General features: G+C 41.4%; 23 protein-coding genes. 10 read left to right on the top strand and 13 right to left on the bottom strand.

Features of this window, described 5'->3' with window-relative positions; translation table 11 throughout:
- Positions 1-2: 2 nt before the first annotated feature.
- Positions 3-1649, bottom strand: a complete 1647-nt coding sequence (locus tag SKC38_RS11195) for an MFS transporter (protein WP_377977232.1) — start codon at positions 1647-1649, stop codon at positions 3-5.
- Positions 1650-1716: 67 nt separating this feature from the next.
- Between SKC38_RS11195 and SKC38_RS11190 the strand changes: the two genes are divergently transcribed.
- The 3 genes from SKC38_RS11190 to miaA all read left to right on the top strand — a co-directional run bounded on the left by SKC38_RS11190 (position 1717) and on the right by miaA (position 4573).
- Positions 1717-2175 carry a hypothetical protein gene (locus tag SKC38_RS11190; RefSeq protein WP_377977231.1) on the top strand — a complete coding sequence of 153 codons (459 nt, stop codon included), beginning with the start codon at positions 1717-1719 and terminating at the stop codon, positions 2173-2175.
- A gap of 213 nt (positions 2176-2388) precedes the next feature.
- Complete coding sequence (locus SKC38_RS11185) at positions 2389-3678, top strand: DEAD/DEAH box helicase (protein WP_377977230.1); 1290 nt, start codon at positions 2389-2391, stop codon at positions 3676-3678.
- A 1-nt stretch (position 3679) separates the two neighbouring features.
- A complete protein-coding gene (gene miaA, locus SKC38_RS11180) occupies positions 3680-4573 on the top strand; it encodes a tRNA (adenosine(37)-N6)-dimethylallyltransferase MiaA (RefSeq protein ID WP_377977229.1) in 894 nt (297 codons plus the stop codon).
- On the opposite strand, the gene SKC38_RS11175 is transcribed toward miaA, so the two are convergent.
- From SKC38_RS11175 to SKC38_RS11160, 4 genes are all read right to left on the bottom strand, one after another.
- Positions 4555-4836: a rhodanese-like domain-containing protein gene (locus SKC38_RS11175; RefSeq protein ID WP_377977228.1), complete on the bottom strand. Its 282-nt coding sequence runs from the start codon at positions 4834-4836 to the stop codon at positions 4555-4557. The two genes, miaA and SKC38_RS11175, sit on opposite strands and share 19 nt — an antisense overlap.
- A 1-nt stretch (position 4837) precedes the next feature.
- Positions 4838-5137 carry a rhodanese-like domain-containing protein gene (locus SKC38_RS11170; protein ID WP_377977227.1) on the bottom strand — a complete coding sequence of 100 codons (300 nt, stop codon included), beginning with the start codon at positions 5135-5137 and terminating at the stop codon, positions 4838-4840.
- Between the two features lie 2 nt (positions 5138-5139).
- The gene (locus tag SKC38_RS11165) at positions 5140-5910 is read right to left on the bottom strand and encodes a PASTA domain-containing protein (RefSeq protein WP_377977226.1); all 771 of its coding nucleotides are present in this window, start codon (positions 5908-5910) and stop codon (positions 5140-5142) included.
- 255 nt (positions 5911-6165) lie between these two features.
- The gene (locus tag SKC38_RS11160; protein ID WP_377977225.1) at positions 6166-6384 is read right to left on the bottom strand and encodes a hypothetical protein; all 219 of its coding nucleotides are present in this window, start codon (positions 6382-6384) and stop codon (positions 6166-6168) included.
- 108 nt (positions 6385-6492) lie between these two features.
- Between SKC38_RS11160 and SKC38_RS11155 the strand changes: the two genes are divergently transcribed.
- A complete protein-coding gene (locus SKC38_RS11155; RefSeq protein ID WP_377977224.1) occupies positions 6493-7497 on the top strand; it encodes an HNH endonuclease in 1005 nt (334 codons plus the stop codon).
- 147 nt (positions 7498-7644) lie between these two features.
- Here SKC38_RS11155 and SKC38_RS11150 read toward each other — a convergent pair whose 3' ends face one another.
- Both SKC38_RS11150 and SKC38_RS11145 read right to left on the bottom strand, forming a co-directional pair.
- On the bottom strand, positions 7645-8970 hold the full coding sequence (locus SKC38_RS11150; RefSeq protein WP_377977223.1) for a Gfo/Idh/MocA family protein: 1326 nt from the start codon (positions 8968-8970) through the stop codon (positions 7645-7647).
- A gap of 8 nt (positions 8971-8978) precedes the next feature.
- On the bottom strand, positions 8979-10346 hold the full coding sequence (locus SKC38_RS11145) for a 3-keto-disaccharide hydrolase (protein ID WP_377977222.1): 1368 nt from the start codon (positions 10344-10346) through the stop codon (positions 8979-8981).
- Between the two features lie 168 nt (positions 10347-10514).
- On the opposite strand from SKC38_RS11145, the gene SKC38_RS11140 reads away from it, so the two are divergent.
- The 6 genes from SKC38_RS11140 to SKC38_RS11115 all read left to right on the top strand — a co-directional run bounded on the left by SKC38_RS11140 (position 10515) and on the right by SKC38_RS11115 (position 18285).
- The gene (locus SKC38_RS11140; RefSeq protein ID WP_377977221.1) at positions 10515-11681 is read left to right on the top strand and encodes a trans-sulfuration enzyme family protein; all 1167 of its coding nucleotides are present in this window, start codon (positions 10515-10517) and stop codon (positions 11679-11681) included.
- The gene (locus SKC38_RS11135) at positions 11681-12769 is read left to right on the top strand and encodes a complex I subunit 1/NuoH family protein (RefSeq protein ID WP_377977220.1); all 1089 of its coding nucleotides are present in this window, start codon (positions 11681-11683) and stop codon (positions 12767-12769) included. The genes SKC38_RS11140 and SKC38_RS11135 overlap by 1 nt, the downstream gene beginning before the upstream one ends.
- A 76-nt stretch (positions 12770-12845) precedes the next feature.
- Positions 12846-15227, top strand: a complete 2382-nt coding sequence (locus tag SKC38_RS11130) for a TonB-dependent receptor (RefSeq protein ID WP_377977219.1) — start codon at positions 12846-12848, stop codon at positions 15225-15227.
- Positions 15228-15229: 2 nt separating this feature from the next.
- A complete protein-coding gene (locus SKC38_RS11125; RefSeq protein WP_377977218.1) occupies positions 15230-16381 on the top strand; it encodes a DUF4249 domain-containing protein in 1152 nt (383 codons plus the stop codon).
- A gap of 22 nt (positions 16382-16403) precedes the next feature.
- On the top strand, positions 16404-17414 hold the full coding sequence (hemH, locus tag SKC38_RS11120; RefSeq protein ID WP_377977217.1) for a ferrochelatase: 1011 nt from the start codon (positions 16404-16406) through the stop codon (positions 17412-17414).
- Between the two features lies 1 nt (position 17415).
- On the top strand, positions 17416-18285 hold the full coding sequence (locus SKC38_RS11115; RefSeq protein WP_377977216.1) for an EamA family transporter: 870 nt from the start codon (positions 17416-17418) through the stop codon (positions 18283-18285).
- A 199-nt stretch (positions 18286-18484) separates the two neighbouring features.
- Here the strand turns inward: SKC38_RS11115 and SKC38_RS11110 are convergent, their stop codons facing one another.
- The 6 genes from SKC38_RS11110 to SKC38_RS11085 all read right to left on the bottom strand — a co-directional run bounded on the left by SKC38_RS11110 (position 18485) and on the right by SKC38_RS11085 (position 26209).
- Complete coding sequence (locus tag SKC38_RS11110; RefSeq protein ID WP_377977215.1) at positions 18485-19375, bottom strand: YicC/YloC family endoribonuclease; 891 nt, start codon at positions 19373-19375, stop codon at positions 18485-18487.
- Positions 19372-21819 (bottom strand): YfhO family protein, encoded by a 2448-nt coding sequence (locus SKC38_RS11105; RefSeq protein WP_377977214.1) that lies wholly within the window; start codon positions 21817-21819, stop codon positions 19372-19374. The genes SKC38_RS11110 and SKC38_RS11105 overlap by 4 nt, the downstream gene beginning before the upstream one ends.
- A 5-nt stretch (positions 21820-21824) precedes the next feature.
- Positions 21825-22253, bottom strand: coding sequence for an FKBP-type peptidyl-prolyl cis-trans isomerase (locus tag SKC38_RS11100; RefSeq protein ID WP_377977213.1), 429 nt, complete (start codon positions 22251-22253; stop codon positions 21825-21827).
- 118 nt (positions 22254-22371) lie between these two features.
- Positions 22372-22872 (bottom strand): tetratricopeptide repeat protein, encoded by a 501-nt coding sequence (locus SKC38_RS11095; protein WP_377977212.1) that lies wholly within the window; start codon positions 22870-22872, stop codon positions 22372-22374.
- Positions 22872-25304, bottom strand: a complete 2433-nt coding sequence (locus SKC38_RS11090; RefSeq protein ID WP_377977211.1) for an endonuclease MutS2 — start codon at positions 25302-25304, stop codon at positions 22872-22874. The genes SKC38_RS11095 and SKC38_RS11090 overlap by 1 nt, the downstream gene beginning before the upstream one ends.
- The gene (locus SKC38_RS11085; protein ID WP_377977210.1) at positions 25301-26209 is read right to left on the bottom strand and encodes an NAD(P)-dependent oxidoreductase; all 909 of its coding nucleotides are present in this window, start codon (positions 26207-26209) and stop codon (positions 25301-25303) included. The genes SKC38_RS11090 and SKC38_RS11085 overlap by 4 nt, the downstream gene beginning before the upstream one ends.
- Position 26210: the final 1 nt, after the last annotated feature.

The raw sequence follows: 26210 nt of genomic DNA, 5'->3' as shown, positions 1-26210 counted from the left end.
TTTTATTGGTCAAATTCACCACGCAAAGCAAAATAGCCGAAAAGGCTCATGCCAACCGTGATGAAGGGAGCTAAAATAAACGTGTAAATAATGGCAGGGACTAGATCGTTGCCTCCCTTTTGCCACAAAGGAACAGCTTGGAAATAGACGAGGTATAATCCCGTTGCAATGCCTAAAACCATCCAAACGATACCCAAAAGTCGCTTTAGGCCATTCATTTCGATTTCCTTTTTGATTTTGGCGTCTTTCATATAGACCAAGCCGATGATCAAACAAACCGAAATCATGGCAATCGGGTAGTTTAATCCTTCCAAATAGGGCTTGGCAATGCTGGTATTTTTGGCAGCTGTGGTGACTAAAAATGTCGCAATCGCAGGCATTAATCCACCAAATATTCCATTTCCAATGTGATAGGGGAAAGACATGGAGGTGTAACGAATTTTAATGGGAAATAATTCAACCAAAAATGCAGCAATAGGGCCATAGGCCATGCTGACAAAGCTAATTAAACAAAAAATGAGACCCACTAATTTCCATTGTATATCCCCTGGGACATGGATTTTGGAACCTGAATCCGAAATCGTTTCGATACTTCCGTCTGTAAATGTTCGAACCGTATTTCCTTTTACATAGGAAATAGAACCTGCAACCTCTGTTTTTTGCTTAGTGTCTACTAAATCGTACATTTTCGAAAAGATAGGTCTATAAAGGATAAGTGCTAAAGCCATGCCGGCCAACATAATTCCTTTGCGGCCAATTTTATCCGATAGTGCGCCAAAAAGTACAAATAGGGGAGTTCCCGCGAGTAAACCAATGACTAAAATCAGATTCGTTTGGGTTTCTTCTAAATGGCATATTTTCAATAAAAATGTTTGGGCATAAAATTGGCCCGTATACCAAACCAAACCTTGTCCCATGGTTGCGCCAAACAAAGCCAGTAGTACAAATTTTAAATTCAATTTATTTCCAAATGATTCCTTAAGCGGGTTTTTAGCCACATTTCCGCTTGCTTTGGCTTCTTCAAATAATGGGGATTCTGCCATGTTTTTGCGGACGATGATGGATCCGATGACCATAACGATGGAGATGAGAAATGGGATGCGCCAACCGTAATTATCAAATTCTTCTGCAGATAAAACACTTCGAGTTAGCATGATTACTCCGAGCGAAATGATCAACCCGAGCGTCGCAGTGGTTTGAATCCAAGAGGTATAAAATCCCCTTTGGTGTTCTGGCGAGTGTTCAGCTACGTAAGTCGCCGCACCGCCATATTCGCCACCTAATGCCAAGCCTTGCAATAAGCGCAGAACTAGGACCAAAATGGGGGCTAATGCTCCGATGCTTTGATAGGAAGGGATTAATCCAATGCCGAAAGTCGCTCCGCCCATCAACATTAAGGTCACCATGAAGGTGTATTTCCGACCAATCACATCTCCGATTTTGCCAAAGAACAAGGCTCCAAAAGGACGAACAACAAAGCCTGCCGCAAAGGTGGCTAAGGTATTTAAAAATGCTGCTGTGGGATTGTCGGTAGGAAAGAATTTAGTCGATAAAACGGTTGCTAAACTGCCAAAAATGTAGAAGTCGTACCATTCAATCAATGTACCAACCGACGAGGCGCCGATGATGTAGCTTAATTTTTTGTTCACAGGTTTAGAATTTTAACACAATATATTGATTTTTTAGCTAAAATTACGCTCTCAAATTATTCGAAAAATGACTGATTTTAAAGAAACCCAACGCTTTACGCAATGGTGGTTGTGGTTGATCTTGATAGGGACATGGGGCTCAATGATCTACGCGTTTGTTCAGGAGCCGCCCCAAACAAATGTGGCCTATTTTGTCACAGGTTTTATCGCATTAGGATTACCAATTTTGTTTTGGCAGATGCGTTTAACGACGCGCGTTAGCACTGATGGAGTTCATGTGCGTTTTGTTCCCTTTCACTTCAAAGAACAATTTTATCCGTGGGATTCGATTGAATCAGCTCAGGTTCGAACTTACAGCCCCTTGATGGAATATGGTGGCTGGGGAATTAAATATGGTTTTAATGGACAAGGGAAAGTGTATAATGTTTCGGGAAATCAAGGGCTTCAATTAATCTTCAAATCGGGTGAGAAGCTATTAATTGGGACCCAAAAATCCGAAGAAATTCAAGCCGCAGTTCGGTTGTAGATTATCAAGTTATTGGACAATTTATGTCCGAAAAAAAACGTTCGCAAGTTAACAGCCACGCTGCCGGGGTCATGACCCCGGCAGCGTTACCCACCGCGCGCGGCTGAAGGCCGAAAGCGCGAAATGCGGAAATAAAGCCGTAACTTGCGGCATCATTATGAGAATGCTTGTTATTTCCAGTTATTACTCATAAGCACACATTCTCATTTTAATATGACATTTCAAGAGTTACACCTCATTGAGCCGATCTTAAAGGCACTCAACGAGGAGGGTTATACGAACCCAACACCCATTCAAGCACAAGCGATTCCGATTGTATTAAAAGGCACCGACCTATTAGGTTGTGCCCAAACAGGTACTGGAAAAACTGCTGCTTTTACTTTGCCCATCATCCAATTAATGGATGCCAAGCAAACCTTCCAAAAACCAAAAAAAATTCGTGCCTTAATCGTAACTCCCACACGTGAGTTAGCGATTCAAATTGGCGAAAGCTTTAAAGCTTATGCACGTCACACTTCCTTGAACTATACCGTTATTTTCGGCGGAGTAGGGCAGAGTCCACAAGTTTCCGCCCTTCGTGCCGGAGTCGATGTGGTTATTGCTACTCCAGGTCGTTTATTGGATTTGATGAATCAAAAACATTTGTCGATTGCCAATGTCGAATATTTCGTTCTTGATGAAGCTGATCGTATGCTCGATATGGGCTTTATTCATGATGTAAGAAAACTATTAGCTGCATTGCCTCGTCAAAGACAATCGCTCTTTTTCTCGGCAACCATGCCTCCAGAAATCGTTCAATTGGCCGCGTCTATTTTGCGAAACCCTGCTGAGGTATCTGTTACGCCTGTTTCTTCGACAGTTGAAATCATCAATCAGTCAGTTTATTTTGTTGACAAAAACAACAAGAATACCTTATTGCTCGATATCCTAGAAGATATCAAAATCAAAACTGCCCTGGTTTTCACACGGACAAAACATGGTGCCGATAAAGTTGTCAAGGTACTATTGAAAGCTGGTATCAAAGCTGAAGCGATTCACGGAAATAAATCCCAAAATGCACGTCAAACGGCATTGAAAAACTTTACGGCTCAAACAACGCGTGTATTAGTTGCGACCGATATTGCCGCGCGTGGTATTGATGTGGATGATTTGGAATATGTCATTAATTTTGAATTACCGAATATCCCAGAAACCTATGTTCACCGGATTGGTCGGACAGGGCGTGCGGGTGCCAATGGTACTGCCATTTCCTTCTGTGATATTGAGGAAAAAGCCTATTTGAAGGATATTGAAAAGGTTATAGGCAAGAAAGTTCCTGTTGTGGAAGCGCATCGTTACCCGATGAAGGTTTTAACAATCGAGAAAAAAGCCAAACAAGGACCTCCAAATCGTGGAGGAAAACCTGCTGGACCTGGAGCTGCAGCGAAACCTGCCGATAATCCGCGTTCGTTCGATAAAGCAAAAGCTGGCCGTAAATGGTACGGCAAAAAGAATACATATTAAGATGAAAAAAACACTTTTGGTCATTGCGGGTCCTACGGCTGTTGGCAAAACAGCTTTATGTGTCGAAATGGCCAAAAGTTTTCATACCGAAATCATCTCCGCCGATTCTCGGCAATTTTACCAAGAATTGAGCATTGGTACCGCAAAACCCAGTCGAGATGAACAGGGTGGTGTCAAGCATCATTTCATTGATTCTCATTCCATTCACGACTATTTTTCCCCGGGTGATTTCGAGCGTGAGGCCCTGAAAGTCCTGACGGATTTATTCCAAACACATGATATTGTCATCTTGACTGGAGGTTCAGGTTTATACCTAAAGGCCCTCATGGAAGGTTTGGATGATATGCCCGATGTGGATTTAAATCTACGGGAAAACCTGATGCTTGCTTTGGAAACGGATGGTTTGGAAAAACTCTTCACTCAACTTCAGTCCTTAGATCCTGAATATGCCACGAAAGTGGATTCGCAGAATCCCCAACGGGTTGTGCGGGCTTTGGAAGTATGTTTATCTACTGGCAAATCCTACACGTCATTCCGCAATCAGCAAAAAGCCGATCGTCCTTTTGAGATGATTAAGATCTGCCTAGACCGACCGCGTGAGGAATTGTATGCGCGAATCGACTTGCGCATGGATATGATGTTGGCCGACGGATTAGTTCAAGAAGCCAAAGATTTTGAGGCTTTTCAGGACCGATACGCCTTAAAAACCTTAGGCTACAAAGAAGTATATGGTTTTTTCCGAGGTGAGTATGACGAAGCCGAAATGGTTCGTTTGTTGAAGCGAAACTCTAGGCATTATGCCAAAAAACAATTAACCTGGTTCCGTCATCAGGATGATTTCGAGTTTGTGCATCCCGATAAAGCTTTCAATTACATTCAAGGCAAGCTTAAATAAGCTTCTAGACCACCTGTGACATTTTGGGCGAGATAACCTTTGGCCGTTAACAGCCGACAGGCGATTTGGCTTTGGGTTCCGTTGTAGCAGATGACGGTGTATAAAATCGTGGGATTTAATTCTTGGATGCGCGTTAATAAATCATCCAAAGGGATGTGGATACCCCCTAAATCAAAATCCGCTCGTTCCCTGGGCGTTCGAATGTCCAACAGGGAAAGAGCGGATAAATGTTCCTTGAAATCGTTCGCGGAAATGGATTCCATCTTAATATCCAGCGGCTTGCCAAGCGAGCATGCCACCTAATACGTTGCGAACATTCGTGAAACCTTCGCTTTCTAAATATTCTTTGGCACGACCTGAACGTGCGCCAGAACGACAATGCACTAAAATTTCTTGGCCTTTCCAGGCTTCGATTTCTTCCAAACGGTCAGGCAATTCGCCCAAAGGAATCAGTTTTGCCCCGATGTTGAATTCATCGAATTCATATTCTTCGCGGACATCGATGAGGTTCAAGTTTTCCCCTTTGTCCAAACGCTCTTTTAATTCTTCAATTGTAATATCCATGATTATTGATCTTCGCCACCCACAACCCAAAGGTCGATCAGGTCGCCAGGTTTAACACTTGTTCCTTCGCAAGTCGCACAGCTCTGTTTAAAGACAGTTCCTGCGGGAAATGAGTCATTCGCTTCGTAGGTGATTTTACCCACTTTTAAATTCATTCCTGCCAAAACAATGGTCACTTCATCCATCGGCTTACCTACAAAATCTGGAATCTCCATGTCGACATCCGCCGTACCATTTCCAATGTATAAATCGACCATCGTGCCTTTTGGGATACTTGCGCCAGCTTCTATTTTTTTGCCAAAGGCTTGAACTTCAATAACTTCCTTCACACGCGGGTCATTCACCTCATGCACTATTCCTTTGCGCAAGCCAGCAATGTATAATTGTTGCTCCGCACTGCGAACCGACAATCCAACTAAAGTTGGCAACTTAATCGTAGGCGGTGTTTCTGAATTAATCGTAATGTAAATTTTACGACCTGATTTTACTAAAGCATTTGGCAAAGGATATTGGGATAAAACTGTCAATGGAGGTTTATCAGCCGTATACGTGCAATCAGCTACCTCGTAAGATAAGTCATTGGCATCAATGGCCTCTTCCATTTTGTCGACCGTCATGCCCTTCAAATTAGGCACTTGAATCGTTTCGCCATGGTGCGTACTCCAAGGTAAATACACAAAGAAAAAGCCAAAGAATAACACAAGAAACAACGAGATTAATATCGCGATGTGTGTGATTAAGTCCTTCTTAGATTGCGTGGGTATTTGAGCCATGTGTGGAAATACGTATTTGTTGCAAGATAGTTAAAACAATAACGCAAGGCAAATGGAAAGATAGACGTTGGACTTTGGACTTTGGACGTTTGATGCAGGCTTTTTTTTTCTGAATATTGATATTGAACATATTGAAAAATAAAAGGAATAAAGATTCTCTATTTACACAATTTGATAGATACTACTTCTAAATATATGTATTCGAAATATTCTGAATTCTTTCAAATTATCAATTAACAGTTCGTTATTTAACAGTTACTTAACTTCTTCGTATTTTAAAACCCAATAATACTCTGGTTTACCGGGAATTCTCTTTTCTTTCAAATAATTAAAATAGATTTTACCATTTCTTGTATCAAGTAAATCCCGATTTTCTGTAATAACATATCTACCATTTTGTGAAATGTCAAAAAGTAAATACAATGCAATTATACTAGCTAGAAAAAAGAATATGTCTTTTAAGTTTGATTTCATTGTGTTTGGATTGTTTGCTTTGAAATTACATGAAAAAGTAAAAAAAAATAAAAACGACTATATTTTTTGGTGACAATCATATAAATTGATATTTAATTAATTTAAAATATGAAAAGTATTTGGGCAAGATTGGGATGGGGAAAATATTTGGTTTACCTCTATGCGCTTATTATTTTAAGTTGGTTATTTGATGTTAATCTCTTCATTTTAATATTAATAATTGCATTAGTTTATGGATCAGTTGAACTGTTTGTCTTTCTTTATTTTAAAGGGGGTAAGTTTTTAGCAATAAAAGATGGAATTGACAGCCATATTCAAAATTGTAACGATTTAAATCGCCATATAGAAGAATTGAAAAACTCATATTTTGACTTTCAAAATCAAAGTTATGGCATTGCAGGTATGATTGATACCAGTAAATACAGTTTTCAAAGAAGGGAATTGAAAAAAATGCATAAAAGCAATCAAGTTTACAATTGCTCATTATCAATTTGTAGAAATGCGGCAAATGAACCGTTTAAATATTTGTGCAAATATTTCAAGATTGATATTAATGAGGATACACTTAATAAGTTCGGAGAGCTTTTAAATAATTTTTCATCAGCAGAGGAAGGAAAAAAAATATTGCTAAAAGAAAGAAAAGAAATTTTGGATAGTATAGAAAATGAAATCCCTAGATTAATAATTACTTATTACAAGCAAAGATTAATTGAAAACTTAGGCTTTCTCCAAATTGATTTAAGTACTTCTTATTTTCCAACGTTTACATTTCAATATGTTTCATCAGGAGGTAATAGTTCAATGAAGTCAAATATTATTTTTGATATTAAAAATCTTAATGATTTTATTCAATTCATTAATAATAAAATTGACTATATAAATTCATCTAAGGGCCAAAGGTCTTTAATGACAAGTATATTAAGAACTTATATTAAGGAAAGGGATAAATTTATGTGTCGTTCTTGTGGTAATGGAATAATAAATGAACCCAATTTACTTCTAGAAATTGACCACATTATACCTATTTCTAGGGGAGGTTTAACTACTTTAGGAAATCTGCAAACTTTGTGTTGGAGGTGCAATAGAAGTAAGGGTTCTAAAATTATAGTCTAAAGAACTTATTCAATTATTGAATTCAAAAATACAAGAGTTGAATGTCCAACGTCTAATAAAAAATCCGAAGCCTAAAGCCTTAAGGTGTATATGCAACCTTCGGACTTTCGACTTCGGACTTTATAACTCTTACCTCTTACCTCTTAACTAATACTTAAAGATTTTATCTCCCGCCATCACCTCTTGCGTCTTTTCATCAAAAGTAACGCGTTGGCCTGTGCGATAAGCGGCATTCGACATAATCGTTGCGATCGAGTGTTGGTAACCTGCTTCAATCGGAGCATTAGGAGTTTTGCGAGAACGAACACACTCCATCCAGTTTTTCACGTGGTTGAACGTTAAAACATCTCCTCCTGTATCTGCATCAGTCGCTACTTTTGCACCCTCAATTTTCATTGTCGGTAATAAGTTCGCCTGCAAGCCCATCGCTTTCGCCTCACGCTCACGCAAACCTCCGTTTGGAGAAATGGTATTGGTATCCAAATTCAATTCACCCCCATTTGAGTAGTAAATCTCTTTCGTGCCACCTGCCGAATTCGAGAAACGAGAGGTAAACTGTACTTGGAATCCTTTGTTTCCTTGGCCATAATCGAATACCACAGTCATGGTATCGGCATTTTTCCGACCGTCATTCCATTGGTAAATTCCACCATTAGCAACCACTGAGTTTGGATGCTTTAAGCCTGTAAACCAGTGAACGGTATCAATTTGGTGTGACATCCATTGGCCCGGAATTCCTGATGAATATGGCCAGAATAAACGGTATTCTAAATATTTACGTGGATCAAACGTATCTGCTGGACGGTTCATCAAGAATCGCTTCCAATCGATATCGGATTCCTTCAAGATGCTAGTCAATTCAGGGCGTCTCCAACGACCCGGTTGGTTTACGTTCCACATCAATTCCACCATTTTGATATCACCGAATTTACCTGATTTGATAAATTCTTCTGCTGCCCAGTAGTTTTCTCCTGAACGGCGCTGTGAACCAATTTGAACAATACGACCTGATTCTTTTACCGCTTTCAATACCGCACGGTTATCTTCCATCGTTTCTGCCAATGGCTTCTCCGTGTACGTATCACAACCTGCTTTTACCGCTTCTATGGTATGCAAAGCATGTTGGAAATCCGCCGTGGAAATGAATACCGCATCAATGCCTTTGGCAGAATACAATTCCTCATTGTTACGATAAGTCTGAATTGTTCCCCCTAATTCTTTTTCTAAATATGCCTTTCCTTCATCACGTCTGCGGTTCCAAAGATCCGAAAGTGCAACCATTTCAAAGTTCATGCCTTTCGCCAAAGCTTTGAATGGTGGCACATGTGATGCACGGTGACGATCGGAGAAACCAACACATGCCACGCGAACACGGTCGTTTGCTCCAATAATCTTACTGTATGATTTTGCACTAAAAGCGAGTGTTCCCAGTGTCGCCAAAGCTCCTTTTTGAATAAATAATCTTCTTTCCATGGTAAGATTTAGTTAATTTCTCTGATTTTGATGTTTTTGTAAAACACGGAATCCCCGTGCTCTTGAAATAAGATAGGGCCTTTATCTTGCATGCCAAATCCATTCCATTTTGCATGCTTGCTGTGTGCCACGAGTACTTTGAAAATATTGCTTTTGCGCTCGTATTCCAACACTTTAAAACCGTTCAACCAATGTTGGACAATGTTGTTTGGATACACAATGATGCGTCCTTGATTCCATTCGCCAATTTTCCGTTGGAAACGAGGGTCTAATTTGTTTGAAGGAATGATGTCATACAGACTCGCTAAGGTACGATTTCCCACAGTTCCTAATTTAGCATCTGGGTGTTTGGCATCATCTAAAACCTGATATTCTAGGCCGATTGCCGACATCCCCGAATCATAGGTTTCATTTACGAAATACTTAACTCCTGAATTCGCACCTTCCGTTAATTTGAAGTCAAAGGTTAATTCAAATGCACCAAATTGTTCATTCGTTAAGATGTCTCCACCATTCACGGATTCTTTACCACCAGAAGAATTTACATGTAATGTCCCATCTTCAACCGTCCAAACAGATGGAGGTGCCGTAGTCTTGAATGCTGAACGGAAACCCGTTAAATCTTTTCCATTGAACAATAATTTGAAGCCTTCTAATTTTTCTTGCTCAGATAAATTGTTCAACATATAGTTGTCCACAACCGTTTTACCATCCAATGGACGAGGTTGCATGTCTTTTCCTGTTTGAATGCGGATATTTTTCCACATCACTTGCATGCCCGGTTTCATGTCGGCATAAATGGCATGAACTTGGAATGCGATGAAACCTTTGGCAGTCATATCGTCAACTAAATAAGTCACAGGAACGTCATTAATCCATGTGCGAATCGTAGTTCCAATCGCCTCGATGCGGTAATGATTCCAAACATCTCCTAATTTGAATGCTTTTTTCGCTTCGGGTTTTAGTTCATTTTGAGATAACCAGCCCCGACGAGATTCATCGTAAATTCCGCCTGACCATCCACGTGTAGAAGGGTCGATTTCTGCTTGGTAACCATGAACACGTCCATTTTGATATTCTGGGACCGAAAGACTACGGAATTGAATGCCTGAGTTCATTTTGTTGTCGACTTTTACATCTACTTCCAAAATAAAATCCCCGTATTCTTGTTCGGTGGCCATAAATGAGTTGCCGGTATTCGGAACGGTTGTTCCCACCATCACGCCATCTTTGACTTCATATTTCGCGGTTCCACCTAATTGTTTGAAACCTTTGAAGGTTTTTCCATCGAATAAATTTGTCCATTTTTGGGCATTTGATTCGATTGAAATGCACATGAGCGCGACGCTCAAAGCATAGAGTAATTGTTTTTTCATAGTTCTTTTTTATTGTTAGCTAAAGGAAGCTCAACGCTGAAATTTACTCATTAATCTTTAAATAATTCTGTTTGGCTGTGGGCTAGCATCAGGGCAAAAAATACTGAATGCGGAATTGACGCGTTTTCCCACTATTCTATTACTTTTGTAGATTAATTTTACAGCCTGATGCAAAAACAAACAAAAGCTATCCGTATTCAAGCCGAACGTTCTCATAACCGTGAACATTCTGTCCCTCTTTATTTAACCTCGAGTTTCACATTCGAAGATGCTGAAGAAGGTCGCGCTATTTTCGCTGAAGAGAAGTCGGGAAATATCTATTCTCGCTACATGAATCCCAATGTGGATGAATTCGTAGAGAAAATGGTGATGTTGGAAAATGCGGAAGATGGCTTAGCCTTCTCAACTGGGATGGCTGCAATTTTTGCATCGATGGCCGGATTATTAAAAGCAGGTGATCACATTGTGGCTTCCAATGCATTGTTTGGGTCTTGTATCCAGATCTTAACAAAGATTACTGCCAAATGGGGAATCGAATGTACGTTTGTTCCTGGAGCTGATTTAAATGCTTGGGAAAAAGCCATCCAACCGAATACTAAATTTTTATTCTGCGAATCTCCGTCTAATCCAGGTTTAGAATTGATCGACTTGAAAGCTTTGGCAGATTTAAAGAAAGGTCGTGATATTGTGTTGGCGGTGGATAATTGCTTTGCAACACCCATTTTACAGACACCTTTGGATTTAGGAGCGGATTTAGTGATTCATTCAGCTACGAAATACATCGATGGTCAAGGCCGTGTATTAGGTGGAATCATTTGTGGTAAGAAAGTTTACATGGATGAAATTCGGTTCTTTGCGCGTCATACAGGACCTTCATTGTCTCCATTTAATGCTTGGGTGCTTTCTAAAAGTTTAGAATTATTAGACTTACGTATGCAGAAACATTCTGAAAATGCTTTGGCATTAGCAGAAGCTTTGGATGGTCATGCGGCTTTATTTCAGGTGAAATATCCCTATTTGAAATCTCATCCCCAATATGAATTAGCTAAACGCCAAATGAAATATGGTGGCGGAATCTTAACCTTGGATATCAAAGGTGGATTTGAAAAAGTCGTTGCTTTCAGTAAGGCTCTGAAGATTGCTTCCATTTCACCGAATTTAGGGGATTCAAGAACGATCATTACGCATCCCGCTTCTACCACGCATGCGAAAATTGCCGCGGAGGAAAAAGTGGCATTAGGTATTACAGATGGTTTGGTACGTGTGGCTGTGGGATTAGAATCGATTGAGGATTTGAAAGCCGATTTCTTACACGCTTTAAACGCGATTCAATAATGTTCATCGCGCTCCTGATATGCTTGGTTTTGTTGACAGTCAATGTCATCATAGGCGTATATGTCGAGCGCAAGCTATCTGCCTTCATGCAAGACCGTTTAGGTCCCATGGAAGTGGGTAAATGGGGTTTATTGCAGGTTTTTGCTGATTTATTGAAGTTGTTCCAAAAGGAGGACATTGTTCCTGCTTTGGCTCAAAAGCGCTTATTTTTATTTGCCCCTTGGATTATTTTCTTGTCGATTTTTGGTGCTTTTTCCGTGGTTCCTTTGAGTTCAGGTACCTGGTTACAAGGCTCGCAAACCGAGATGGGTATCATGTTGTTGATGGGAATTGTTTCACTGGATACCCTGGGAATTTTGTTGGCCGGTTGGACTTCCAACAATAAATATTCCTTACTAGGTGCGATTCGTTCTGCCGCCCAACTCGTTTCATTTGAGATTCCTTTAGGTTTAACGATTCTCTGTGTGGTGATTATATCAGGGAGTTTGAATTTGCAGGATATTGCGGCCCAACAAGGCATTTTTTCTTCGGAAGTGCAGTATTTGTTTGGTTTAAAATCGCTTGGGATTGAAATTCAATCGATTGGTGGGGTTTTAGCCTGGAATGTGGTTCGAATGCCACTGTTTTTTATCTTATTCATCTTGTATTTTATTGCTTCGCTAGCTGAGGCCAATCGGGCACCCTTTGATATTCCCGAAGCAGAATCAGAATTAGTGGGTGGGTTTCACACGGAATATGCCGGCATGCGCTGGGCGCTTTTGTTTTTGTCTGAATATGGCATGATGTTGCTCGTCAGTGTTGTCGGAGTTATCTTATTTTGGGGTGCCTGGTATTCTCCTTTTCCAAATATCGGATCAGTCCGTTTGGCTGATTGGACGAATGGTACACCCGGCACAATCGCTGCAACTTTGTGGGGTTTTGGCTGGATCATGCTAAAAACATACGTTTTAATTGCAATCCAAATGTGGGTTAGGTGGACTTTGCCTCGCCTTCGTGTAGACCAATTCATGTACCTCTGCTGGAAAGTACTCATTCCATTTGCTCTCCTTTTCGTCGCAATATCAGCCCTTTGGTCGCTAATGGGGTAAGAAAAGTCTGAGAATTTGCGTAACATTGGTGTTTGCAAAATTTGACCAATCAACTATGATCAAAAAAATTACCCTAATGTTGCTATTAGGTGTCACTTGTGTGATGTTTGACCTAAAAGCACAATCCACTTCATTACCCTCCATTTCCGGAAAAGTAATCGATGCCCAAACAGGCGAACCACTTAGAAGTGCTGATATATCCGTTGATTTTAAGAAATCAGGGGTTCATACAGACAGTCTTGGTAATTACCGAATCTATTTACCTTATGGTGAAGTGGTCATTAAATACAGCCACGTGGGCTATAACCCTTATCGTACCAAAGTCTATTTGAAGGGCGATGTGACCTTAGATGTGGAGCTAAATGACGTTACCAAACAATTAGAAGAGGTAATTGTATCTGCATCAACAAGCAAGCGCGATATTCAGACGCCATCTTTGGGTGTGACGGTATTGAGTTTAAAAGGAATCAAAAAACTTCCTACGATGATGGGAGAGGTTGATGTAATCCGTAGTTTACAATCCTTGCCGGGTGTTTCATCAGTTGGGGAAGGAGCGAATGGCTTAAACATTCGTGGTTCGAACGTGGATCAAAACTTAATTTTCATTGACGATACACCCATTTTCAACCCGACACACATGTTTGGTTTGTTTTCGGTATTCGCATCCGATGCCATTCGGGATTTGGAATTGTATAAAGGAGGTATTCCTGCTCGTTTTGGAGGAAGAACCGCAGCGGTTTTGGATATTAAAATGACGGAACCTAATACGGAGAAGTTTAAGATGCAAGGGGGGATTGGTTTGGTTTCCAACCGCGTTATGGCTGAAATTCCCGTGATTAAAGATAAATTATCCGTTTTAGTAGCTGGGCGTTTATCTGTCAATGACTTCATGTTCAAATGGTTTGCGCCAGATTACTTGAAAAATATTCGTGCGAATTTCTCGGATGTAGCGACGAAGGTATTTTACCGACCGAATAACAAGAATACAATTTCACTTTCGACTTATTTAAGTCATGATTACTATCGCGTGGATTCCTTGTTCAGTATTGAAAATGTGATAGCGAAGCAAACATCCTTTGATTATGGCCATAAAAATGCCTCAATTCACTGGAATCATTATTTCTCCGATAAGTTAAATATGATGATCAGCGCCTCTTTGACGAATTATTCGACCAAAACATGGGCACCTGATACAGTGAACACGATTGATTTACAGAGCTCGATTCTGTATCGTAATATTGCGGCAAGTTTTGATTACCAACCGCGTGAAAATCACAAAATGAATTTTGGGGTAACCGCTACACGTTATGATATCAAGCCCGGATCTTTGAACGATGGCGTTGTTTCCCGTGTGGCACGTGTCATGTTACCGGATGAGCAATCGATCGAAGCAGGAATTTATGCTGATGATGAATGGAAAATCAATGAAAAATTAACAGTTCAAGTGGGCTTACGTTATTCCCAATACTGGCGAATTGGAGCGGGAACCGTGAATCAATACCTGCCCGGTCAAATGCCTTCCTTGAATTCAATCGTGAATAAGGTGAATTATGGCGATGGCGATGTGATGGCATCTTATGGTGGCCTAGAACCTCGTTTGACGATGAAATATTCATTGGCTGAAAATACGACGATGAAGTTTGGTTATAATCGCCAACAACAGTTTTTCCAATTGTTGTCGAATAACACAACTCCATTGCCAACGTCCCGTTGGAAAACCGCCGACTCATTCATCAAACCCCAAGTCAGTGATTTCTTATCCTTGGGATTGTTTAAAACCTTCAATGATAACGTCTATGAGGCTTCGGTAGAATCGTATTACCGTGATGTGCGTAATACCTTGGATTTTGTGTCGGGAGCGAATTTGCAGTTGAATCCGAACATTGAGACCCAATTAATCACGGGTAAGAGCAAGGCTTATGGTATGGAATTCATGGTTCAAAAGAAGAAAGGGGAGTATTCGGGTTGGATTTCCTATACTTATGCAAGAGCTTTCAATCAAATGGTGGGTGATTTTCCGGAAGTTCAAGCGATTAATGGTGGTGAGTGGTTTGCGACAAATTACGACAAGCCTCACTCGTTTAACATGATGTTAAACATTCAGCCAACGACGCACCATAGCTTCTCATTTACATTTGCTTACAATACGGGCCGTCCGTTCTCGTCGCCTTCTGGAAGTTATGAGATCGGTGGAAAGAAATTCCCGGTGTTTGCGGAGCGTAATAATGATCGTGTGCGGGATTATCACCGCTTAGATTTCTCATGGACGATTAATAATCCATCGATGCGCAAGCAACGCTGGGAAGGAAGCTGGGTCTTTACTGTCTATAATTTATATGGACGTCAAAACCCGTATTCGGTCTTCTTTAAATCGACCAAAAATGGCTTGAAAGCCTATGAGTTGAGCGTTTTCGCTTCACCATTTATTTCTCTTACCTATAATTTTAAATTCTTATAGAAATGCGTTTGAATTTTCTACGATATATATTTTTCGCTTCCCTTGTCGCTTTAGGTACATGGGCCTGTGTGAACCCGATTAAAGATTTTGTGCAAGTGAACGCCACATCGTTTATGACGATTGAGGCTGACATTTCCGATGATCCCGAATTGTGTAAGATTCGTTTGACGAATTCCGCGAACCGACTAACGTCCGTATTAGCGCAAGCTGTTGTCAAAGCGGAGGTTTATGTGACTGATCAAGATGGTATTAAAACCGTTTTTAAGGAAGGTATCCCGCTTGGGACCTATTTCCCCCCAGCAGGTTTCAAAGGTAGAGTGGGAGGCAGTTATAAGCTTTATGTCAAAACCTTGGTAGGAAAGCAGTATGAAAGTACGGTAGAAACGATGCGTGGTGTTCCAGAGATTGAGAATGTCATCAATCGTTTTGAGACCTTTGATCAATATTCACGTGTCGATCCACGTCGTGCTGGATTTACGGTTTATTTGGACTTTAAGGATCTTCCATCCGAAGGCGATTATTACATGTGGAATTGGAAACATTTCGAGAAGTTGGATTTCTGTGCGACATGTTCAGATGGTGGCAAATTCGATTTTGTGAAAACCTTGGATTGCGTTCAACCTAAATTCCCGAATGATCAAATTTTGAATTATCGTTGCAATGGAAATTGCTGGGATATATCGACCAACAACGACTTAAATGTGTTTTCGGATGTGTTGACAAATGGCCAACGCGTCGTAGGCCGACAAGTTGCGCGCATTCCGTTTGATGGTTGGAAGTCTTATTATTTCCGTTTAGAGCAGCGTTCGATTACGAAAAATGCGTTTAATTTTTATCAATCCTTGATTTCACAAGTGCAATCGAGTGGTTCTTTGTTTGATGTTCCCGCTGAAACGCGTTTTAGTATGAACATTAAGTCATTGAGTGACCCGACGGAAAAAGTATTAGGAATATTCAATGTGTTCTCAGTTCGCAAGAAAATTTTCATTATTGATCGTAAAACAAATATACCTGCAGGTGAGTTTCCCATTGTATTTCCCGTACCGGGCGAGACCTATGCTTGTCCACCAGGTTCTACAGGTTGCCAAGATTTAGCACCTTGTATCGAAGGACCTAGACGGACAAAAATAACGCCAGAAGGTTGGGTGTTCTGATAAATTAGGCCAAATTTGTGCTATGATTGGAGTTTTATTAGTGAATTTGGGTACGCCGGATAATCCGAAGACCCCTGCTGTTCGTAAGTATTTGCGTGAGTTTTTGATGGATGGCCGGGTGATTGATATCCCTTACATTTTTCGTTCGTTGCTCGTTAATGGGATTATTGCTCCATTCCGTGCACCTAAATCGGCCAAAATCTATCAAGAGCTTTGGGATGAACGTGGTTCACCGCTCAAATACTATGGAGAGGATGTAGCACGTGATTTACAGGCTTCATTAGGAGACGGTTATTACGTTCGTTTAGCGATGCGCTATCAATCACCTGACATGAAATCTGCTTTGGCAGATATGCAATCGAAGGGCTTGAAGAAACTTATCATTATTCCATTCTTCCCGCAATACGCATCCGCTACGACGGGTTCTGTGTATGAGCGTGTGATGGAATTGATGAAGGACTGGCAAGTGATGCCAGATTTATCTTTGGTTAGTTATTTTTATGATCATCCTGATTTTGCCAAGTATTTTGCTGCCAAAGCTGCGAATTACCAAAAGGATGTTGATTTCGATTATTATTTGTTCTCTTACCACGGTGTTCCAGAACGCCATATCCGGAAGGGAGATTATTCTAAAAATACTTGTGTTTTCGGAACCTGTTGCGAAACCATTACAGAGAAAAACCATGGTTGTTATCGGGCGCAATGCCATGAAACGACGCGTCGGATTGCGGCTGAAATGGGCTTAAAGCCTGGAACTTTTGGGACTGCTTTCCAAAGTCGCTTAGGTCGGGATCCTTGGTTGCAACCCTATACCGATGAAACCATCAAGAAATTAGTCGGAGAAGGCAAGAAGAAAATCTTAGCCTTTTCGCCTGCCTTTGTCGCGGATTGTTTGGAAACTACGATTGAAGTAGGAGAGGAGTACAAAGAATTGTTCGAAGAAGCAGGCGGAGAGCATTGGCAATTGGTTGAAAGCTTGAATAATTCGCCTGAATGGGTAGGTATTTTAGAAGATCTCGTTAAAAAATCATAGTATGCTTTATTTACTTTTAAGCGTTGTATTCTCAGTATTATTGCTTGTGAATTTCAGAGCACATGCCCGCTTTCAGGTGGATACACGCATTGCGATTTTGTTAAATTATCCTGTTTGTTTTTTAACAGCATTTTTGCACCAGCCTTCTGCGATTCCCTTTCATTGGCCTTCTGCTTCTGATACCGGATTATTGATGGCGATGGGAATCGGGTTCGTAATTACCTTTTTGCTTTCCGGATTTTCTACACAGCGGAATGGGATGGCGCCTACTTCCTTGGCGAATAATATCTCGTTGGTGATTCCCGTGTTGATTAATTTGTTCATTCTGAAGACGGGAGGAGATATTTCGATTAGCATTTTAGCAGGATTGTTGTTCTCCTTTGCTGCAATCTATTTCTGCAGTCCGCAGGTAAGTTCGACAGCTGGCGTTAAACCCGTTGTTTCATTATTATTGGCCGTTTTTGTCGCTTACGGTCTTACGAATACGCTTTTCAGTTTTTTAAATAGTACGTTAACCGCTCAGGTAGGAGGTACTTTGCCGTTTATTATGATGTTGTTGATTGGCTCCATGGCGAGTTCTGCCATCGTGTTAATCTGGAAGTCGGTGAATGGTACATTAAACTGGAATACGAATTCTGTATTGGCCGCTATTCCCTTAGGTTTGCCTAATTTCTTTTCATTTTACTTCCTATTGAAGGCCTTAGATGCCTACCAAAACAACGTTGCCGTTGTCTTAACGACATACAATTTAAGTGTGATTTTGTTGAGCGCCTTGGCCGCTTATGCATTCTTTAAGGAAAAACTCTCAGGCCGACAATGGCTTGGTTTGGGATTGGGATGTGTGGGGATAGCGTTGCTCAATGGACTGTAGTGTCGCGATACTTCGAGTCTGATCCTGTTTTGTAGAGACGCGATACTTCCTGTCTAGTCCCCAGGTTAAAACCTGGGGTTAATTTATATCCCTAGGCTTCAGCCTAGGGATTAAAAAGTTTGATCGCATCACTATAAGTTATATTCTTCCTACTTCTTCACTCTTAGTTCTTCACTCTTAGTTCTTACCTCTTACCTCATCAAAGCACATTCGCCGTCTGCTCCTTGATCTTCTCTAACTCATCTTTCATATTCACCACCAATCGCTGTATCTGCGAGTCATTCGCTTTGGATCCAATCGTGTTAATTTCCCGACCAATCTCCTGCGCCATGAAGTTAAGTTTCTTGCCATTTCCTTCGGCAAGGATGTCAATAAAATAGCCCAAGTGGGTATTCAAACGAACCTTTTCTTCCGATATGTCGAATTTCTCGATGTAATATACGACCTCTTGCTCAAAGCGATTTTTGTCGAAATCTTCATTCAATCCTAATTCTAAAAGCGACTTTTTCATCCGCTCACGAATACCTGGCATACGCACTAAATCTTGTTCCGATACTTGCTGTAAACCCGACGCAATGGATGCAATGTATTCTCTAAACTTGTCTTCGACTATTTTGCCTTCACGTGCTCTAAACTCCTTACATTCCGCTACTGCCTCTTGAATCGCCTCATAAATCACTTGCCATAAAGCTTCAATTTCCTCTTCGTTCTCTTCTTTGGTCTCTTGTGAGATACTTACAGGTACATTCAACGCCTGCAAATACAAGGCTCCTTCGTCTAAACTTGAAACGCCTAATTCCGATGCCACACGTTTCAATTCTGCGTAATACAAAGCAATCTGTCCCTGTGGTAAGATGCTCGCCTCTGCTCCATCATGATTCTTTTGAATTTGAACACTTAATTCAATCTTACCACGTTCCAATTGCTGCGTCAAGAAATTACGAATCTCAATTTCTCGTGCTGAAATGAATTTGGGGAGCCGACAAAAAATATCAGTAAACTTTGAATTCAAGGTTTTCACCTCAACACGTATTTGTAAGTCTTGCGCCTCTTTTTGGGATTTCCCAAAACCGGTCATGGAATAAATCATGCGTCTGTTTTTGTTTGTTGTTTAATCGTCAGCCCGATGGCCAATGCGATAAATATGAGTAAGCCAATGGAAGCTATGCCGTCAACTTTTTGGCCCATTTCAACTGAATATGGCTCAAATTTGAATTCGATGGTATGTTTTCCTGACGGTACCACTAAGCTGCGTAAAACATAGTTTGCACGTGCATGCTGAACTTCCTTGCCATCGATGTAAGCCTTCCAGTCTTTATTGCCACGGTAATAGATTTCGGAAAATACAGCTAAACCTGTTTTTGTCGAATTTGACGTATAAGTCAAATGATTCGGCTTATATTCTTGCAATTGTACCGAAGAAATTGCTGTAGAATCCAATGTAACTTTACCTATAATCGCACGATCTTGTTCTTCCAAAATGACTTGCTTTGCCGGATCAATTTTCTCGATGCCATTTAATGCCTCGTCCGCATTCTTAGCCCACTGAATCGATTGCACAAACCAAGCATTTCCTAAAGCAGTAGGATTGGTTTGTACAGCCGGCTGACCTGCTGAATCCGCTACAATGATGTATTTGGTATTCAACATATTCAATACGTTCATTTGGCCAGGATTACCTGCAAAATACTTTTCGATTAGTTCCTGGTAACGACGCAATTTAGCCGCATGGTAACCACCCAATGATTGGTGATAATAACTTGTCGTCGCATCATTCATGAAAGAAACCGTCGAGTTTAATACGCGGAATGTCCCATGATCGGCTAAGATTTGTTGGTCTACCGCCGTCGGCTGAATTTGTTCCTCCAAAGTGCTCTTGGATACAAAGGCCTCCTTGCCAAAATAGCGTTTGGCAACGGGAGTCAAGTCAAATATTCCCAACAAGACAATACCAATCACCCAAATGGATTTCTTTACTTTCGCAAGACTCGCAACATAAATCAAAGCTGCCCCCAAGAGAATTATAACCAAACTTCTAAACGCATCAGCTTGGAACAAATCAATCCGATCCAATCGGATGCTATTCCAAATCGCTGTATTCAAGGCTTGATCTTGTATAATGGCTGCTCCATCTTGCGCTCCTTTGAAATCGAAGAACAGATCCGGTAGAATTCCGAATAGTAAACATAAGCCGCCACTAAGTCCTACAGCATATAGGAGCGGTTTCTTGATTTCAGCGAAGCTTGGTTTGTGTTTGGCCAACTGGATTAATCCCATCAGACCTAAACTCACCATTCCAAACTGCACAAACGATAAAACCATCGTAATCGCACGGAACTTGTTGAACATCGGAATGTAATCAAACCAAACATAATTCAATGGGAAATTCTTTCCCCAAGCCATCGTTAAAAACAAAGTTGTGATGCCAAGAATCCACCATTTTTCGGCTGATTTGACAAAAAATGCCCCGAATAAAAACAGGAAGATCACCAAAGCTCCTGCATACGCTGGACCAGCTGTATAGGACTGCTCTCCCCAATAGGTCGGTGCCTTTTCTACAAATCCCAATACCTGATCTTCCGGAAATCCTGCATCAACCATCGTTTTGTAGGTCGCAGATTTTGTTCCGCCCAAGTCTCCTTGTGAGGCTCCACCTTTGAAATTGGGAATCAATAAGGTTCCCGTTTCTGATAATCCATAAGACCAATCAAAGGCGTAACCACTGTCTAATCCGTCTCCACGTTTGGCATTAGCTGCTAATTCAGACTTTCCACGGGTTGTCTCTTTGGCATAATCATAGTTATTCCAAAGACGCATGCCGTGAGTTCCGATGGCTAAAATCAAACCGAGGCCCAACAATAATCCACGGCTATACCAGTCGATTAAGGTTTTGTTTCGGTAGGAGTGCACCAACATATACAATTTGTAAGCCCCAATAATGAAGAATAAATAATAGGTAATCTGCACGTGATTGGCATATAATTCCAAGGCCATTGCGAGCGCAAATACCGCCGCACCTAACCATTTACGCGTTCCCCAGCACATCCGAATTCCCGCAAGGACCATCGGTGCATAGGCAAGCGCTAACACTTTGGACGTATGTCCTGCTGGAATAATGACTAAATTATAGGTCGCGAAGGCATAAAATACGGCTCCCGCAAAGCCTAATAGGGGCGAAGCTCCCATCGCCCACAAGAATAAATACATGCCTAGTAATTGAAGCATGATTAAATTCACGGGTGTCGGGAATAAATTGGTAATAAAACTCCCCAAATAACTGGAAATGCTGTATGGATAAGATCCCGAAATCTGATACGTTGGCATTCCCCCAAACATCGAGTTGGTCCACCACGCATCCGTTCCCGTCGACTTTTTAAATTGAATGCTCTCCTGTGCCGCCGCTTGGGCTTGCATAATATCATGTTGAATCAAAACCTTTCCTTGCAACACGGGGCCACAATACAGAAAGGAAATGATGATAAATCCAATAATTACGAGTCCATGAGGGACAAAGGAGCGCAAATCAATTTTCATAAAAGCTATTGAATACTTACTAATTCCAATTCAAATGTTAAATCACGACCAGCCAATGGATGGTTTGCGTCCAATGTTACATGTGTTTCTGTCAAATCTGTGATGACAACTTCCACAACATGACCACCATCTTGGTGCATGCTTAGTGAAGAACCTAATTCCAATTCAATGTGTGGTGGAATTTGAGCACGTTCAATCGTAACCGTATTTTCTGGAGAATGCTCCCCATAAGCCTCAGCCGCAGGAATTACAACGGTTTTTTTCTCACCAATTGTCATACCCGTAACGCCATCATCGAAACCTTTGATCACCATTCCTGAACCTAATTGAAATTCTAATGGAGTACGTCCAACTGATGAGTCAAAAATTGCTCCATCATCGTGTTTTCCAGTGTAATGTACGGCTACTTTATCGCCAGTTTTTGCAATAGACATGTTGTTAAAATTAATCCTGCTCACACAATTGCGCCCAGGCAGTAAATAAATTGATTTCTTTTTCTAAGCTCTAAAGCCTATCCTTCAAAGTTCGGGATTTTTTTTGCTTTTTCATACCCTATTCAGGCCGCTTTAAGCTCCTACAATAAATATTTAAATAGCCCAAGGATAAGGTATCTCCCAAATCAGCCGCATACTGAAAATCATAGCAGGCATCGGTTACATTCCCAATGCTCATTAATTTGATTCCGCGATTAAAATAAGCCTCAGAGTAGTAAGGGTAGATGGAAATCGTTTTGGAATAATCCGAAATCGCACCTTTTTCATTTCCCATTTTCGATTTGAAATAAGCACGGTAAAAATAGTAGTCGGCATGATCATCTTCCAAACGAATCGCCCGGGTGATATCAGCCACGGCTCCCGAGTAGTTTTCTTGAAATCCCCGACTAATTCCGCGTGTAAACAGAATTTGAGGATGTTTCGGGTATTTGGCATGTGCGAGTGTCAACAGTTCAGTTGCCTCTTGAAATTTTCCTTCTTGAATTTTTGTCAAGCCCAAATTGTAATCGATCATACAACCGCTCAACAAGAAACAAGATAAAATAATCAGATATTTCATTACTTAAACGTTACAATGGATATTCCGGCACCTCCGCGGTCGGCATGTTCATCTTGCACTAATTTGATTTCGCGGTAACGTTTCAACTGCTCTTTGACCAAATTGCGCAAAATACCATCGCCTTTGCCATGTAAAATACGAACTTCGGGTACGCCGAGTAAAAGTGCATCATTCATGTATTGATCCAAAATCACATAAACTTCCTCGCCGCGTTTACCACGCACATCGAGCGTCAAACCAAAATGGGCCATGCGATCATTCATATCGATACCACGCATGGCTGAGCGAGCCGACTTTTCCGCTTTAGGCGCCTTAACTTGTTCTAAGCGGTTTAATTTAATCGTGGTGCGGATTCCACCTAAGGCGACAACAGCGTCTTTGCCTTTCATTTCCATCACTTCACCTATCGCACCTTCACCATCCGCTTGTTTAATCGCTACCCAAGAGCCTACCGCAATTGGTCCGTTGATTGTAGCTTTTTGTGGTGTAGAAGGAGTTACGGGGGCCTGCACCTTTAATTTTTTCTCTGAAAATTCATTAAGGCCTTTTCGGATTTCCTTGGTTACCTCTTTTTCAGCGGATTTCTCCTTGATTTCTCGAATGGTTTGTTCGATTTTCTGATTGGCATCTTTGACCAATTGCTTCGCTTCTGCCTTGGCTTGATTGAGCAAACGTTTCTGCTCTTCTTCCAAATGACTCTTCAGGCTTGCATATTGCTCTTTGATACTTTCTGCCTGTGCTAATTGAACAGCTAAACTCGTATTTTTTGCCTCCCAAATCTGCTTCTCCGTCTCCGTTTCCATTAATAACTTATCGAAATCCACTTGGTTTTTACCCAGTTTTTTTCGGGCATTTTCAATGATTTGATTCGGTAAGCCTATTTTTTGCGCAATCTCAAAAGCAAAAGAACTACCCGGTTTCCCCATGTCCAAAATGAACTGCGGTTCTAAATGGGTCGTATCGTAACGCATCGCCGCATTGAATAAACCTTGCTTGCGATCTGCTAAACTTTTCAGATTGCCAAAGTGCGTATTGATAGCACCATATGCGCCTTTATCGGCTAATTTCTCTAAGATCGATTCCGCGATGGCTCCTCCCAAAGAGGGCTCTGTTCCCGTTCCAAATTCGTCAACCAATAAAAGCGTTTTCTCCTGCGCATGCGCTAGAAAATATCGCATATTGCTCAAGTGAGAGGAATAGGTACTTAATTCATTTTCCAGATTTTGCTCATCGCCCATGTCCAAAAAGATTTGGTCGAAAAAGCCCATGGTTGATCCTTCCGTTAAAGGAACTAAGCAACCGGCTTGGAATAAATATTGCAATAATCCGATGGTACTCAATGTCACCGATTTACCTCCGGCATTGGGCCCTGAGACGACCATGATGCGTTTTTGGTCATCCAGCGTGATGTCCAAAGCCTTAATTTTCTTGCCAATTTTAGCAAGCGATTCTTCTAAGATGGGATGTCTTGCGCCTTTCCAGTCCACCCAAGGTATGGATTTTAAATGAGGTAAAATGGCATCGTGTTCGATGGCCCAAACGGCTTTGGCACGTACAAAATCGATGATTCCGAGCCATTGATACCAGGCTGTCAACATGGGAACCATCGGACGAACACGATCAGATAAGCGTGAGAGAATTTGAATAATTTCCCGTCGTTCCGCGGATTCCAATGACTTTATCTCATTGTTCAAAACCAAGGCATCTGCCGGTTCCAAATAAACGGTCTTCCCGGTGTCCGACTCATCCTGCACAAAACCTTTGATTTTGCGCTTATGTTCTGCAGCTAATGGAATCACCATCCGACCATTCCGTAGCGTCAACGAAAAATCCTTGCTGACCCAGCCTTCCTTGTAAGCCTGCTGAATATAGGAGTCTAATTTTTTACGTAGGTTTTGTTCTTCCGCAAAACGTTTTCTTCGCAAATCACCTAGCGCAGCCGAAGCTGTTTCCTTGATTTGACCATTGATGTCAAATACGCGGTCCAACTCTTGTACGATGGGAATGATTTGTCGGAAATTGGATCCCTGTTCTTCCTCTTTGTTGAGGTAATTCTGCGTGATCTTCGCTATTTCGGGGTATTTTACCGAATCAATGTTCGCGAAAAAGCGAATGACTTGATAGAGGATATCTAATCCACGATGCCAATCACGCCATTCTTCAGGTGCTAAATAATGACCTTCTAGTGTCAAAGGTGCGAACCATGGGCGTAGGTCAAAATAATCTTGTTGGGGCCATTCACCCCCATGCTCCGCCATGATTTGTTTCATCTCATGCACTTGTTCTACCCATTGTTTGACAACGGGGAAACGCGTGGAGAATTTCATTTTGGCGGCATATTCCGCACCCATCGGGCTTAAGCAAGCCGCTTGGATGTGTTCCTTGATCTGGTGGAACCCTAGTTTTTCAGCAATGTTTTCTGGATAATTCATAGCTGATAATGGGTTTTGATTTTGTCGATGAGCGCATCGTTGATTTTCCAATAACTTTCTGTGGTCCAACCTGCTACATGCGGGCTGAATAAGGTCATGGGATGTGAGGCAATCTGATTGAACAAGGCTTTTTCGGTTGGAGTCCATGTGGCCAATTTTTCATTGGGCAAGACATCTAAAGCTAAACCGCGCAATTGGCCACTCGATAATCCTGCAGCTAATGCTTCCAATGAGCAAATGGACCCACGTGAGCTATTGATCAACACGATGGGTTTCTTAAATTGTTCAATAAAAGCTGAATTAACCATCTCCTTCGTTTCGTCCGTTAAGGGAACGTGTAAACTTAGGATGTCGGCTTGCTCGAAAATATCCTTTAATGCATGAGTCGCTGGCGCATATTTGTCATAGGCCAAAATATTCATGTCGAAACCTTGCAGTTTCTTGGCAAGACTTTGACCCATATTCCCATAGCCAATGATGCCCAATGTTTTGCCTTGTAATTCCCAGCCCCGATTTCCTTCACGGTCCCAGATTCCATTGCGAACTTGTGTATCTGCTGTATTGATTTTCCTAGCTAGCGTAATTAATTGGCCGATTACATGTTCCGCCACCGCATCGCGATTGCCTTCGTTGGCACTGAAAACGGCGATTTGATTTGCTGAACAATAAGCCTCATCGATCAAATCCAATCCGGCTCCCGCACGGGCAATGAATTCTAATGTAGATCCTTCCAGTTCTTTGGCCCCGAGTGACATTTTTGACCGAAGTACTAAGCCTTGATAGCCTGCTAATTGCACCTCATTCGGGTGAATCTGGGGCTGTTCGTCTACCTCAAAGCCCAAGGAACGTAAATCCGCAGCGAGGGATGGGTGAACTTCATCAATGATCAAGACCTTTTTTGCCATA

This window comes from Aquirufa echingensis, from assembly GCF_042714525.1.
In the GTDB taxonomy this organism is placed as follows: domain Bacteria; phylum Bacteroidota; class Bacteroidia; order Cytophagales; family Spirosomataceae; genus Aquirufa; species Aquirufa echingensis.
This window is presented reverse-complemented; position numbering and strand designations above follow the sequence as displayed.

Coding starts and splice junctions, on each gene's coding strand:
- SKC38_RS11165 (WP_377977226.1), bottom strand. CDS start 5,910: ATGGCTCAAATACCCACGCAATCTAAGAAGGACTTAATCACACACATC.
- SKC38_RS11125 (WP_377977218.1), top strand. CDS start 15,230: ATGCGTTTGAATTTTCTACGATATATATTTTTCGCTTCCCTTGTCGCT.
- SKC38_RS11130 (WP_377977219.1), top strand. CDS start 12,846: ATGTTGCTATTAGGTGTCACTTGTGTGATGTTTGACCTAAAAGCACAA.
- SKC38_RS11185 (WP_377977230.1), top strand. CDS start 2,389: ATGACATTTCAAGAGTTACACCTCATTGAGCCGATCTTAAAGGCACTC.
- SKC38_RS11085 (WP_377977210.1), bottom strand. CDS start 26,209: ATGGCAAAAAAGGTCTTGATCATTGATGAAGTTCACCCATCCCTCGCT.
- SKC38_RS11095 (WP_377977212.1), bottom strand. CDS start 22,872: ATGAAATATCTGATTATTTTATCTTGTTTCTTGTTGAGCGGTTGTATG.
- SKC38_RS11110 (WP_377977215.1), bottom strand. CDS start 19,375: ATGATTTATTCCATGACCGGTTTTGGGAAATCCCAAAAAGAGGCGCAA.
- SKC38_RS11175 (WP_377977228.1), bottom strand. CDS start 4,836: ATGGAATCCATTTCCGCGAACGATTTCAAGGAACATTTATCCGCTCTT.
- hemH (WP_377977217.1), top strand. CDS start 16,404: ATGATTGGAGTTTTATTAGTGAATTTGGGTACGCCGGATAATCCGAAG.
- SKC38_RS11140 (WP_377977221.1), top strand. CDS start 10,515: ATGCAAAAACAAACAAAAGCTATCCGTATTCAAGCCGAACGTTCTCAT.
- SKC38_RS11100 (WP_377977213.1), bottom strand. CDS start 22,253: ATGTCTATTGCAAAAACTGGCGATAAAGTAGCCGTACATTACACTGGA.
- miaA (WP_377977229.1), top strand. CDS start 3,680: ATGAAAAAAACACTTTTGGTCATTGCGGGTCCTACGGCTGTTGGCAAA.
- SKC38_RS11135 (WP_377977220.1), top strand. CDS start 11,681: ATGTTCATCGCGCTCCTGATATGCTTGGTTTTGTTGACAGTCAATGTC.
- SKC38_RS11170 (WP_377977227.1), bottom strand. CDS start 5,137: ATGGATATTACAATTGAAGAATTAAAAGAGCGTTTGGACAAAGGGGAA.
- SKC38_RS11160 (WP_377977225.1), bottom strand. CDS start 6,384: ATGAAATCAAACTTAAAAGACATATTCTTTTTTCTAGCTAGTATAATT.
- SKC38_RS11190 (WP_377977231.1), top strand. CDS start 1,717: ATGACTGATTTTAAAGAAACCCAACGCTTTACGCAATGGTGGTTGTGG.
- SKC38_RS11105 (WP_377977214.1), bottom strand. CDS start 21,819: ATGAAAATTGATTTGCGCTCCTTTGTCCCTCATGGACTCGTAATTATT.
- SKC38_RS11090 (WP_377977211.1), bottom strand. CDS start 25,304: ATGAATTATCCAGAAAACATTGCTGAAAAACTAGGGTTCCACCAGATC.
- SKC38_RS11145 (WP_377977222.1), bottom strand. CDS start 10,346: ATGAAAAAACAATTACTCTATGCTTTGAGCGTCGCGCTCATGTGCATT.
- SKC38_RS11115 (WP_377977216.1), top strand. CDS start 17,416: ATGCTTTATTTACTTTTAAGCGTTGTATTCTCAGTATTATTGCTTGTG.
- SKC38_RS11150 (WP_377977223.1), bottom strand. CDS start 8,970: ATGGAAAGAAGATTATTTATTCAAAAAGGAGCTTTGGCGACACTGGGA.
- SKC38_RS11155 (WP_377977224.1), top strand. CDS start 6,493: ATGAAAAGTATTTGGGCAAGATTGGGATGGGGAAAATATTTGGTTTAC.